Annotated in this window: 14 protein-coding genes; all 14 read right to left on the reverse strand. The window is 36.0% G+C overall.

The annotated features are described in order from the left end of the window. A partial coding sequence (locus tag HCJ45_RS10700) for an SH3 domain-containing protein (RefSeq protein WP_187124785.1) occupies positions 1-1,116 on the reverse strand: 1,116 nt, incomplete at its 3' end. A gap of 208 nt (positions 1,117-1,324) precedes the next feature. Then, positions 1,325-2,626 carry a pyrimidine-nucleoside phosphorylase gene (locus HCJ45_RS10705; RefSeq protein ID WP_187124786.1) on the reverse strand — a complete coding sequence of 434 codons (1,302 nt, stop codon included), beginning with the start codon at positions 2,624-2,626 and terminating at the stop codon, positions 1,325-1,327. A gap of 135 nt (positions 2,627-2,761) precedes the next feature. Continuing rightward, positions 2,762-3,769, reverse strand: coding sequence for a substrate-binding domain-containing protein (locus tag HCJ45_RS10710; RefSeq protein WP_187124787.1), 1,008 nt, complete (start codon positions 3,767-3,769; stop codon positions 2,762-2,764). Positions 3,770-3,848: 79 nt separating this feature from the next. Then, positions 3,849-4,520: a deoxyribose-phosphate aldolase gene (gene deoC, locus HCJ45_RS10715; protein ID WP_185349560.1), complete on the reverse strand. Its 672-nt coding sequence runs from the start codon at positions 4,518-4,520 to the stop codon at positions 3,849-3,851. Positions 4,521-4,583: 63 nt separating this feature from the next. Continuing rightward, on the reverse strand, positions 4,584-5,531 hold the full coding sequence (gene deoR / locus HCJ45_RS10720) for a DNA-binding transcriptional repressor DeoR (protein ID WP_187124788.1): 948 nt from the start codon (positions 5,529-5,531) through the stop codon (positions 4,584-4,586). A gap of 114 nt (positions 5,532-5,645) precedes the next feature. Then, the gene (locus HCJ45_RS10725; RefSeq protein WP_187124789.1) at positions 5,646-6,062 is read right to left on the reverse strand and encodes a PTS sugar transporter subunit IIA; all 417 of its coding nucleotides are present in this window, start codon (positions 6,060-6,062) and stop codon (positions 5,646-5,648) included. Between the two features lie 16 nt (positions 6,063-6,078). Then, positions 6,079-7,074, reverse strand: coding sequence for an SIS domain-containing protein (locus tag HCJ45_RS10730; RefSeq protein ID WP_187124790.1), 996 nt, complete (start codon positions 7,072-7,074; stop codon positions 6,079-6,081). A gap of 21 nt (positions 7,075-7,095) precedes the next feature. After that, complete coding sequence (locus HCJ45_RS10735) at positions 7,096-8,160, reverse strand: SIS domain-containing protein (protein WP_187124791.1); 1,065 nt, start codon at positions 8,158-8,160, stop codon at positions 7,096-7,098. Between the two features lie 12 nt (positions 8,161-8,172). Further along, a complete protein-coding gene (locus HCJ45_RS10740) occupies positions 8,173-8,994 on the reverse strand; it encodes a PTS system mannose/fructose/sorbose family transporter subunit IID (RefSeq protein ID WP_187124792.1) in 822 nt (273 codons plus the stop codon). After that, positions 8,975-9,802 (reverse strand): PTS mannose/fructose/sorbose/N-acetylgalactosamine transporter subunit IIC, encoded by an 828-nt coding sequence (locus HCJ45_RS10745; protein WP_187124793.1) that lies wholly within the window; start codon positions 9,800-9,802, stop codon positions 8,975-8,977. The genes HCJ45_RS10740 and HCJ45_RS10745 overlap by 20 nt, the downstream gene beginning before the upstream one ends. A gap of 22 nt (positions 9,803-9,824) precedes the next feature. Continuing rightward, positions 9,825-10,292 (reverse strand): PTS sugar transporter subunit IIB, encoded by a 468-nt coding sequence (locus tag HCJ45_RS10750; protein WP_187124794.1) that lies wholly within the window; start codon positions 10,290-10,292, stop codon positions 9,825-9,827. Between the two features lie 18 nt (positions 10,293-10,310). After that, entirely contained in the window at positions 10,311-11,012 is a 702-nt protein-coding gene (locus HCJ45_RS10755; protein WP_187124795.1) for a GntR family transcriptional regulator, read from the reverse strand. 2 nt (positions 11,013-11,014) lie between these two features. Beyond that, a complete protein-coding gene (locus HCJ45_RS10760) occupies positions 11,015-11,746 on the reverse strand; it encodes a GntR family transcriptional regulator (RefSeq protein ID WP_187124796.1) in 732 nt (243 codons plus the stop codon). A gap of 168 nt (positions 11,747-11,914) precedes the next feature. Beyond that, on the reverse strand, positions 11,915-12,910 hold the full coding sequence (locus tag HCJ45_RS10765) for an aldo/keto reductase (RefSeq protein ID WP_187124797.1): 996 nt from the start codon (positions 12,908-12,910) through the stop codon (positions 11,915-11,917). Positions 12,911-12,941 lie beyond the last annotated feature (31 nt).

Consider the following 12,941-nt stretch of genomic DNA (forward strand, 5'->3'; position numbering starts at 1 on the left):
TGCACTTCTTAGATTTAAGTTATCTTTCGCGTAATAAGTTTTTAATACCGCTGTTTCAGATAGATAATCACTAGTTAGCGGCATATAACCTGTTTTATTTTGATAGGTCACTTTGTACCATGCGCCTGTATTGGTGTCCATTTCAACTTTTACTTGTGCGCCTTCTGGTACTGTTTGGCTGACGCTACTATCCCATTTAGCGGCACTTCTTAGTTTTAATGTGTTAATCGCATAATAAGTTTTCATATTTAACGGAGTTGCCACTAAGTAGTTATCATTTAAAATCATGTAACCTGTTTTACCAGCATAAGTGACTTTGTACCAGCCATTGTTATTTGATTTTAAATCCACAATTACTTTTTCGCCTTTTTGTACTTTTTGAGCTACACTACTATCCCATGAAGCTTGTGTTCTTAAATTAATGTTGTCTTTTGCATAGTATGTTTTTAATACAGGTGTGGTTGAAAAATAGCTTGTTGTATTTAGCATATAACCTTTAACGCTACCATAGGTTACCATACACCAGCCATTCTTATCGCTGTCTAAATCAATAGAGACTTTTGCTCCTTTTGGTACTTTCCCAGCAACCGAGCTATCCCAATTGTTCTGAGAGCGTAGATTCAAGTCTGAGACCGCGTAATAGTATTTGCTGCCTAGCTTTTCTTTGAAGTTGAAAGGTCTTGCATAACCAACAAAATGTTCTTTCCAATAACTACCGTTAATATTATCAATTTTAACACCATCGTTTTGTGCATTGATCATTTTTCCATCACCTATGTATATTCCTACATGCCCTTTAAAATAAACTAAATCTCCTGGTTTTTGATTTCCAGTCTTCACTTTATCAGAATTATTATATTGTGGTCCTGATGTATCATCAATTTTCACTCCTGTAACTTTTTTATATACATATTGTGTATAACCCGAACAATCGAAAGAATCCGGTCCCGTTCTATTAACTCGAGAATATGGTTTCCCTAAATGTTTCTTCGCTTCATTATAAAGCTCCTCAAATGTGCTATTCGTATTAACTGCCGCACTGGCTTTGATTGTAAACGGGGTAAACATCCCAAGTACAATCGCAAAAATGCATAGTACTGATATAACTTTTTTCATTTCTCCATCTCCCTATTCTTTTGATGCAAAATAAAAAAACGATACAATTTGTAACCGCTTTTATTTTGTATATTTATAATAACATATTTTTGTGTGAAAAAAGTATCATTTGCAAAAAAAATAGCGAAATTTACAATATAATAACAAAAAAAAGCTGTGAAAATAGCTTAACATCAACATACAAGCTATATTCACAGCATAAAAAATATTATTCAGTAATAACTTTATGAACTAGGGTTGGAGCAGTTGCGTGGTCGGCGATTTCAATGTTTTCGTAAATTTTTGCTTGAACGCTTGCTACGTTTTCTTGATCTGCAAAAATGGTTACTAGTGACTCGCCTACTTTGACAGGGTCGCCTACTTTTTTGCGAAGCATTAAGCCAACTGCTAAATTAATTTCATCTTCTTTGGTTGCTCGACCTGCGCCTAATATCATTGCTGCAATACCAATTTCATCTGCAACAATTTTACTTACGAAACCAGCTGTTTTTGCTGGTACTTCGATTTGGTATTTAGCTTGTGGAAGTTTTTCTGGATTATCCACAATGCTTGCATCCCCGCCTTGATTGGAAAGGAATGTTTTAAATTTCTCCAAGGCTGCACCGTTTTCGATTACTTCGATTAGCTTAGCACGAGCTTCGGCTAATGTTTCTGCTTTTTTAGCTAGTACGACCATTTGACTACCTAATACTAAAACTAATTCTGTTAAATCTTCTGGTCCTTGTCCTTTAAGTGTATTGATGGCTTCTTTTACTTCCAGTGCGTTTCCGATTGCTTCTCCAAGTGGTTGAGACATATCAGAAATGACTGCCATCGTGTTTCTACCAACATTATTACCGATACGGACCATTGCATGGGCAAGATTTTCTGCATCTTTATCTGTTTTCATAAATGCACCAGCGCCTGTTTTCACGTCCAGCACAATTGCATCAGCACCAGCGGCAATTTTTTTACTCATAATCGAACTTGCAATTAGTGGAATTGAATTTACCGTGCCTGTTACATCACGAAGCGCGTACATTTTTTTATCTGCAGGGGTTAGATTGCCAGATTGACCTATAACTGCTACTTTATCGCGATTCACTAAATTAATGAAATCTTGTTTATCTAATTCAATGTGAAAGCCTTCGATGGATTCTAATTTATCAATTGTACCACCTGTATGACCTAACCCGCGACCAGACATTTTAGCGACTGGAACACCTACTGCCGCAACTAGGGGTGCAAGAACTAGTGTGGTAGTATCACCAACTCCACCTGTACTATGCTTATCTACTTTAATGCCTTTAATTTCGGATAAATCAATGGTCTCACCAGAATCAACCATGGCCATTGTTAAGTCTGCGCGTTCCTCATCATTCATATCTTGGAAAAAGATTGCCATTGCAAGTGCGCTCGCTTGATAATCTGGAATGTCCCCATTTGTATATCCATCAATAAAAAACTGAATTTCTTCCGTTGATAAAGCTTTTCCATCCCTTTTTTTAGAAATAATATCTACCATTCTCATTTCTTCGTCACCCTTTCTTTTCACCTATTTTAGCATTTCTATGTATCACATTTGAGAACGGTTACACATTTTAAGTAAACCGTTTTACTAAACAAGAACATGTCCTTAACATGCTCACTATATCGTACTCATTCACTAATTGTCAATACTTTTTGTGCTGCTTCGATTGATTAATGAAATATCTAATAGTCGGTCTTCTAATTTTTCAGTTGGATTTTGAATGTTTTTCAGTAAAAGTTCTGCGGCAACTTCCCCAATTCGGTATATTGGTTGACGAATCGTTGTTAGTGGTGGTGTCATATATTCGGAAAGTTCAATGTCATCAAAACCAATCACACTTAAGTTATCGGGTACGACTAAACCTTTTTCCAGAGCTGCGCGATATGTTCCCATTGCCATTAAATCATTTGTTGCAAAAATAGCGGTAACATTTTCTTTTAATAATTTTTGCGTTGCTAAGTAGCCAGCACTCATTGTTTGGTCACCACTAACAATCCAACTATCTTGTACTGTCAGTTTGTATTCTTTCATACAAGCCAAATATCCTTCATATCGCTCATGTACATTATAAAAAGAAGTATCTGAAATTATGATACCAATCTTCCTATGTCCTAGCTTTATTAAATGTTCTGTAGCCATGAACCCGCCTTTAAAGTCATCAATCGTAATATTTCCTTCTGGTCGCGGATTCCGCTGTCGATCTAACAAAATATACGGCGCCCGCTTTTCTTCCATGCGACTAATAACTCCTGAAAGAAGAATATTTGGGCTGGCGATAATTAAACCATCCACAGCCCGGTGTAATAATTCTTCTACATATAAATCTTCACGTGCTTTATCATTAGAAGAGTTACAGAGCATAATCATATACCCTTCTCTATTTAGGTAATCTTCCGCCCCTTTAACCATTTGCGAAAAAAATGGATCGGTAACTTCTGGGACAATCATTCCAATGGTATTTGTGTGACTAACAATCATATTTTTAGCAAAAAAATTTGGTTTATAGGACATTTCTTTTGCAGTTTTAAGAACTTTTTCGCGAGTTAAGTCACTAAATCGTTCTCCTTTGCCATTTAAAATTTGAGAAATAGTCGTAATTGAAACACCCGTTTTTTCTGCTATTTCGCGGATGGTTGCAGCCATTTAAACTCCCCCAGTCAGTTTATCTATCCTTTTTATTTTGCCATACTTAAGCATAATAATAAAGGGGTTTTAGGGAAAATTAGTAATTATCCGGTTTAGCTGGTTTTTCGCCGGAAACGATTGCTACTCCTGCACTTGCACCAATTCGAGATGCACCAGCTGCAATCATTTTTTCTACGTCTTCTTTTGTGCGAATTCCTCCCGATGCTTTTACACCAATATCGGGACCAACTGTTTTACGCATTAAGGCGATGTCTTCTACAGTAGCGCCTCCTGTTGAGAATCCAGTAGATGTTTTTACGAAGTCCGTTCCTGCTTTTACAGCGATTTCACATGCGCGTACTTTTTCTTCGTCCGTTAATAAACATGTTTCGATAATTACTTTTACTAGGGCATGACCTTTAGCTGCATCAACTACTGCACGAATATCACGCTCAACTAATTCATTATTTTTATCTTTTAATGCACCGATATTAATAACCATATCTACTTCTTTTGCGCCATTTTTAATTGCATCGTTTACTTCAAGAGCTTTCACTTCTGGTGTGTTTGCTCCAAGCGGAAAACCAATAACGGTACAAACTACAGAATCAGCACCTGTTAACTGGTCTGCTGATAATTTTACCCAGGTTGGATTTACGCAAACGGAAGCAAAACCAAATTCTTTTGCTTCTTTAGTTAAAGTTAAAATTTGTTCTTTTGTTGTGTCTGGTTTTAATGCTGTATGGTCAATCATTTTAGCAATATTCATTTCAAAAAACTCCTTTATTGTTGGATTTGCCTTTATCATAGCGTAATATAGAACATTTGTAAACTAATCGTTGAAATTATGTTCAAGTAAGTGTTTTGCAGTGAATTGATCTGTGATAAAGTGATTGGCATACCCGCCACGAAGAGCTCCGTGAATTGCTTGAACTTTTCGCTCGCCGCCTGCCACTAAAATAGTTGTTTCTTTTTGGTTTAAATCTTGTAAATTTATGCCGATGGTTCGCTCATTCATTTGCTGATCTGCAATATCACCATTAATTGTGAAAAATCGAGAACAAATATCACCAACTGCTTTTTCCTTTAAGCGATTTTTTTCTTGTTCCGTAAAATAACCAAGACGGAATAATAATGCTTCCTCGCGAACTGTTCCTACTGTAAAAATCGCTACATTTGCTTTTTTGCCTAATTCAATAATGTTTTTAATATGTCTGTCTGCTTCGACCATTTGTTTAGCTACAGGGTTATCAAGCACTACTGGGAGTGGTAGGGAGACTGGTGCTGTATCAAAAGCCGAACCTAATAATGCTAATGTTTCTGCAGCATAGGTATGCACATCTGAATGACTAACTCCACCTTTTAACTGCACTATTTTTATTTCAGCTTTTAAAGGGGGTAGTTTTTGGGCTATTTTATACATCGTTGTTCCCCAGCTCACACCCAGAATATCTCCATCCTGAATAATTTCTGATAAATATTCTGCAGCACGTTGGCTAATTTGCTTCGTTATTTCAGGATAATCATTTGTTTGGCTAAAAGTAACAGAGACGTTTTTTAATTTATATTTTTCTTTTAACGCCGTTGCTAGTTCGGCGAGATTCGCAAATGGATCTTGGACTTCGATTTTGACATAGCCTTTTGTTTTGGCATTTTGTAGTAATCTTGAAACAGTTGGACGTGATACACCAAGCCTAGCAGCAATTTCCTGTTGGCTAAAATCCGCTTGATAGTAAAGTCTCGCAACTTCTATACTTAGTTGTTCTTTTTGTTTATCCATTTCGTCCCTCCCGCTTTTCTTTTTAGTATAACGCAAGAATAGAAAGAGTTCGAGGCTAAAAATGATTCTAAATAGAAAAAGCAGAAATTCTCATTAAGAATTCCTGCTTTCCAACTAAAAATCTTCTTCAATTTCTTCCAATGGCGCTTCGTATTGATAGATTCCTACTCGTCCAGTTTCAACTGCTTGTTTTGCTAATTCTGTTAAAGGAAGGCTTTCTCTGCCTAAAAACACTTCGAGCAAAAGAGGAATGTTTACTCCTGTAATAAGTTCTGTTTGGCTATAGTTGCCTAACAATTGAACTAGCACATTAAATGGAGTCCCACCTTTTAAATCCGTTAAAAATAAGATTCCTTCTGTTCTATCAAGCTTTTCTACTTCGGCGATTATTTTTGCCTGTAAATTATCAGCTGATTCACCTACTTCAAATGATACAGAACTTGTATTTTCTTGCATGCCACAAATCATTTCAGCTGATTGAATTAATTCTTTTGCGGCATTCCCATGAGTACAAACAAAAATTGCTTTCATTTTTCTAACCGCCTTTTTAATAGTCTAGCTGACGATAGTATCTTCTAATTTCCATCGGATGGCAGTTTATTTTTTCTACATGCACATCAATTCGATTATTAACTGCATGAATAATAAATGGTGAAAGTACTCCTCTAAATTTGGTAGAAATGCCTGGTAATTCATAATCTTTTGCATCAATTACTGTATAATTAGCACAAATTTGAGGGATAAAATTAACCACTCGTTCACTTAGCGAGCGCTGGCTATCTTCCGTTACATAAATAGTAACCGGTGTGTCACGTTCCACAATTTCAAACATACCATGGAAAAACTCATGTGCCTCAATGGATTTTGTTTTAATCCAATGTTGTTCTTCCCAGTAGCACATTGCGTAGGAATATGTTGCTCCCCACTGATTTCCCGCTCCAACAAAATAATGAATGTCATCTTGATGGTGTTTTAAAGCAAACGCCTGTCCAAATTCATCTGCGGACTTCTCAACTGCTACAATCCCTTTGGCAAAATGTTGATCCATTTCATGATAAAACTCGTCATATTCATCAAATTCTCCTGCTAAATGCATGAAACGATCCGCCACCATGAAAAATTTCAGTTGTTCATTCAGTGGGTAGGAAATTAAGTGATCAACAAGTGTAGCGAGTTCCGCTTCTTCTTTATCAATAAAACCAAATACGGTAGCACCAATTTCATTACATTTTTTTACAGCATCCACTACTTCTTCTGTACTTCCTGTTACTGAGGAAATTACCACAAGTGTATCTTTGGTTACTCGTTTATTTCCTGTTGTTAAAAATACCGCTGCATTTTCATAAAAAGTTTCTAAGGCAGTTTTTTCTTTCATATGAACAACTGCTTGCATTGCAGACGCGTATGTTCCGCCAATTCCAAGCCAGCAAATATTACTAAAACCACGCTTGTGTATCTGATCAACTACCTCATTAATTTCTGGGCGTAATTTTAACGCTCCTTCTATATTTTCTAATACTTTTTGCTCATCAAACTTCAACACAATTCATTCCTTCTTTCTATTTTAAATTTTGGATTTAGTTATTTCATCAAATTCAGGATAAGCAGAGATTTCTAGATTCACTTTCTTTTCTTGAGAAATTTTAAAGGATAATAAATGTACTGGAATTGTCATAAATAATGGCGTTAATAACTCACTTACGTCTAAACCAAGCGCTAAGTTATTTAGTTCCTTTTTATCCGTTCCAGCATAGATCGTGCGAATTTTTTTAATATGTCCTGCTAAAAATCTTTTTAGCTTTTCCGCTCTATTTTCAAGTAATCCTTGTGGCTCAATGAAGATAATGTAATCTTCTGGATCCAAACCAATGTATGGTCCATGCATATATTCTTCAAGCTCTTTACCAAAAGCAGTAATTCGAATGGTCTCTGTTACTTTTGTCTCGCCTTCACGAGCAACTCCATACGCAGCACCATAACCTATAAAGAAGATTCGTTTTGCTGCCAATAATTCAGCAGTATGCGCATCAACCCAACTTGCAGCTTTTTCAATAACATTTGGTAAATCTGTCGTGATTTTTTGAATTTCAGAAAGATCTGCTTGATAATCATTTGGACTGATTTTCCCTTGTATATGCGCCAATTCAAGTGCCAATAAGTCTAACAGGAGGATGGTTGCGCTATAACCAAGTGTGACATAAGGCATCTCTTCCTTCCCCATCCCCATACTAATTACGTGAGATCCTTGCATAGCAATTGGACTTGTTAAATCACTAGTTAAGGTGAACACTGTGCCACCACTTCGTTCAATTTCTTTAACCATGTGAATAGTAGAATAACTATGTCCGCCTTGAGAAATCGCAATATACAAAGTGTTTTTATTTAAATGTAACATGTAATTTGCGGATACGGATGGTTCTTCAATGTACACTGGGATTTGCAGTTTTGCACTCATATAAAGCTGTGCTGCAAAAGCGGCATTTGAACTAGAGCCAGTGGCAAAAATCACGATAGATTGATAGTCTGTGTGTTTCATTTCAAGTAAATTTTGTAGTAGCTTTTGACGATTTTCAATAATTTGCTGATAGACTTGTTGTTCCGATCTAATATAATAATCCATGTTTTTCATAACTTCACCCTCTTATTTTAATAATCCTGTAAAGGCACCTAAAATACCAATTCCTGCGATTAAAAGCAGAATCCAATGTGCTTTTACGCCTTTTTTATCTAACCAGAAGATAAAGAATGTGAATGCTAATGCCAATATTCCTGGTACGATACCATCAAAAATACTTTGTACACTAACCGCATCATCCCCTGAACCAAACTTCATTGGCATATTGATATTTACCATCGTGGCGACCATTGCTCCAACAACACCTAGACCAATTATCGAAGCACCATATGACAATTTATCCATTAATCCTGTTTTTTGAATTTTTTCAATAAAATTTGCACCGATATTATAACCAATAAATAAACCGTAGTAACGCGTCAGAATAGCTGGAATATTGAAAATAAGAAGGAATAAAATCGGTCCTAAAATATTTCCTTGTAATGCAAGTGATGTTCCAATCCCAGTCGCTATTACTCGCAGTGTTCCCCAGAAGAAAGAATCACCAATACCGCTTAGTGGACCCATTAAGGCTACTTTTATGTTATTAATGGAGTCTGTATCAAATGCATCATCTTTAGCTGATTGTTCTTCCATTGCTATCGAAATTCCTAATGGGAAAGTGGAAAGCCAAGGTGTCACATTATAAAACTCTAGATGGCGTTGGTAAGATGAAATTCGCTTTTCTTTATCATTTTTAAATATTTTATTTAGCGCCGGTAGCATTGAGAAACCATAACCCATATTCGATTGTCGTTCATAGTTCCATGACCATTCCATTGTGAATGAGCGCCAAAAAACTTTCATCAAGTCTTTTTTCGTTAATACATCAGAATTCTTCATCTTCATAATTAATCCCTCCATCATTCGCAAGTGCTGGTTCAGTTTGACCTCCGCCAGAGCCACCATTATGATCATTATTTTTAAGTGTTGCATAACCTGTTAAAATTAACGCTAGGCAAGCTCCAAAAATAGCTACTCCAGTAACCGGTACTTTTAAATACACGGCTAGTGCAAAACCAAAAACGAAAAATACCGCGTTCTTTTTGTTGATCATTAGTTTGAGTAGTAAGGCAAAACCATAAGCAGGTAAAAGTCCTGTTGCAATACCTAAGCCTGCAATAACAAAAGCTGGAATCGCATCAAGTACGTTTTGAATAACCGGGCTACCCACTAGATAGGAAGTTGCAACAATAATTCCAATTGGTAGATTGATAGACAAGAAACCACCTAAAAGTTGCATTCGACTTATCCCTCTAGAGTTCCCTTCTAAAGCATACCTATCCGCTTTATGTACAAAATAAGGTAATACAAAAATGAAACATAGATTTTTAACAATTAATACAAGTGATGCAATTGGAATACCTAGAGCTAGTGCTACTGCTGTACTCTCACCTGTAGCAATCGCAAAAGCTGTTCCCAAAATACTACCTGAAATAATTTCTGGTGGAATGGATGCACCAATCGAAAATGAACCAACAAATGCTAATTCTAAAGTTGCTCCCATAATAATCCCCATTTGTACGTCGCCCATAATAAGTCCTGCGAGCGTACATGTCACAAGTGGTCGTGATAACATCGATGAACCAAACAAATACTCTCCATTTGCAAGCATAGCTGCGAGCGCAAGCAAAATTGCTGTTCCAATTTGTTCCATAATTTATCCCTTCTTTCGGTTTTTATGCTTCAAATTTCACTTTTTTCTCATTTGGGACTTGTTGAATAAATACATCCACTTTCTCGTCTTTTAATTCTTGTAACTTTTCCACTTCATCAGCAGTTAAATTTACTGCTTTGGAAAAATTAGTTGTTCCTTCTCTTTGTTTTGTGCCACCGAGATTTAGCATGGAAATTTTTCCATTTGTGCCATGTATTAATTTATGGGCATCCTCCACTGATTCCACTACGATTAATAAATCATATTTATCGGTAACCCCTGAATTGATGGAAGCAATACTTTCATCTATGCTTTTCATCACCAACTTTGCTGCTTCTGGTTTCGCAAGACGGATGGCTGACTTACGAAAATCATCTGCTGCTACCCCGTCATTTGCCACTAAAATTGTATTTACGTCTAATGCATTGAACCATGAAACCGCCACTTGACCATGAAGTAAACGGTGGTCCACTCGTAGAAATTGAATCATTTTCTTTTCCTCCTTTAGTTAGTTAAAATCAACTACGTATTTGGTTGACTCAGCATCTTCATAGTGATATTGAATAGCAATTGGCAACTGATTTTCAGCATAAAAATGACTACTTAATTTAAAAACTGGATCATTTTCGTTTAAATGCATATTTTTCATTTGCTCATTGCCAGCTAAAATAAGTTGAAGTTCCTGTTCAAGCTCAAATAATTTATATTTACCTGAATTGACAAGCTCAATGATGTTGATAATTTGAAAGTCTTTTGCTTGTAAATCAGGGTATAAACCAAGTGGTAATATTAAACGATCAAGCGTTGTCGTGTTTTCCTTTTTTTGAATAAATTTTATGGAATACACGAGTTCATTTTCTTTTATACCAAATTTCTCCGCGTAAAAAATTCCTGCTTTACGAATATAAAAATCTTTAATATCTTTTTTTACGTTTTCATTGGTATCATTTTTCATAACACCTGTCATTTCAAGAATGTTTTGGGAAGTTAATTTTGGCTCCACATAAAGCCCGATTCCATTTTTACGTATAACTAATCCTTCAGCAACAAGTAAATCAACCGCTCGACGGATGGTAGTTCGGCTACTCGAAAAAATTTCTTGTAGTTCGGTTTCACTTGGCATAAGCATTCCCGGTTTATACTCATCTCGATTAATTTTCTCTTTTATTTCATTAGCTATCACTTCAAATAACAGCTTTTTGGCAGCCATCCTCACTCATCCTCCAAGTAATCAAATATATTTTTTGCATTGATTTTATATTTCATTTGATCACCAATTAAATATTGTTTGCTATACTCAAACGGCTCATCGTTTTGATCAAACGCCTTACTTACTACTTCAAAAAGAGGTGTTTTTTCTGGCCGTTTTAAAATACTTGCTAACTCTTCTGTTGCTGATACAAATCGCAGTTCTTCACGCCCATAGGTAGGCTTTATGTGATAGCGTTCTTCTAACACGCGATAAAGGGAGGTATTATTAAAATCTATTTTTTCAATACCTGAAAAACGTGCGCTATCTAAATAGGATATTTCATAAGAAAAAGGACTATCTTCAACAATCCGTAATCTGGTAATTTTAAAAAGTGGAGCCGATATAGCTATTTTCAAAAAACGATTTACCTCTTCCACGCCCTCGGTTATTTCATTTAAAAAGACAACCACGGTTTGGTTAGTTGGTAATTGACTACTCATTGAATTCATTTGTAAAATATTGATGGTTTTCTTGGGATTAATTTCAATTCCTTTGCGACTTCTTTTTTTAATAACCGCTTCTTTTTCCAATGTATCGAGTGATCTTCGTAGTGTGGTTCTACTCACACCTAATTCATTTTCTAACGTTCTCTCAGATGGGAAATCCATTTCATTTTTTGCCATCTTGTCCTCAATAAGTCGCCTTAATTGCTCCTCACTTTGTATCGCTGGAGATAAATCTTTGTATTCCATATACACACCTCTTAGTTAAATCATCTATTTAATTTCGGTTTATAAAAGATACAGGTTGTTTGATTTCTAATACCAACTTAATTGTAAACGGTTGCATCAATGTTGTCAATAGTATTTTTTAGATAAAAAAAGAAAGTGCATATAACGGCACTTTCTTCGCAATATAAATTATTTGTTTACGGGCAAGGCTCCCACAACTTGATGCGGAATATATAATTCCTCTAGGTAGTCTATTTCTGAAGTAGACAATTTAATATCAAGAGCCGCTACTGCACTTATTAGATGACTTTCTTTTTGGGCACCAATAATCGGTGAGGTAATTTCTTTTTTATTTAACATCCAAGCAAGCGCAATCTTATCTCTTGTCACTTGATGTTCTTCCGCTAGTTTTGCAACACGTTCTATAATACCTTTATCCGAGTCCACCGCGCTATCATACTTGGATTTTTGGATGGCATCTGTTTCCGAACGATAAGTAGTCGCTGCTAAGTCTCTAGTTAATCTCCCAGAAGCAAGTGGGCTATACGGTGTAATGGCCAATTTTTCATCTCGGCAAAATGGAATCATTTCTCGTTCTTCTTCACGATAAATTAAATTGTAATGGTTTTGCATGGAGCTAAATTTAGTCCAACCATTTCTTTCGGCAACTCGCTGCGCTTTTTGGAATTGCCAAGCATACATTGCGCTTGCTCCAATATAGCGAGCTTTCCCCGACTTAACAACATCATGCAATGCTTCCATGGTTTCCTCAATCGGTGTATTTCCATCAAAACGATGAATAATATATAAATCTACATAATCTGTTTCTAGCCGTTTCAAACTATGGTCAATTTCACTTAAAATCGCCTTTCTAGATAAGCCACCACCATTAGGACGTTCTGGACGCATGCTTGAATGTACTTTAGTCGCAAGTACGACGTCATCTCTATTTGCATAATCCTTTAAAGCACGTCCAACAATTTTTTCACTTTCGCCATAAGAATAAATATTTGCGGTATCAAAGAAGTTAATTCCAAGATCAAGTGCTTTTTTAATAATTGGCCGACTGTTCTCTTCATCTAAAACCCACTTATGTAACCATTTATCTTTGTCACCAAACCCCATTGTTCCTAAGCAAATTTTTGAAACATCCATTCCGGTATTTCCAAACTTTACATATTCCATTGAAACCCCTCCGTTATTTATGATACTTATA

Origin of the sequence: Listeria immobilis, assembly GCF_014322845.1 — a bacterium.
Classification (GTDB): Bacteria; Bacillota; Bacilli; order Lactobacillales; family Listeriaceae; genus Listeria; species Listeria immobilis.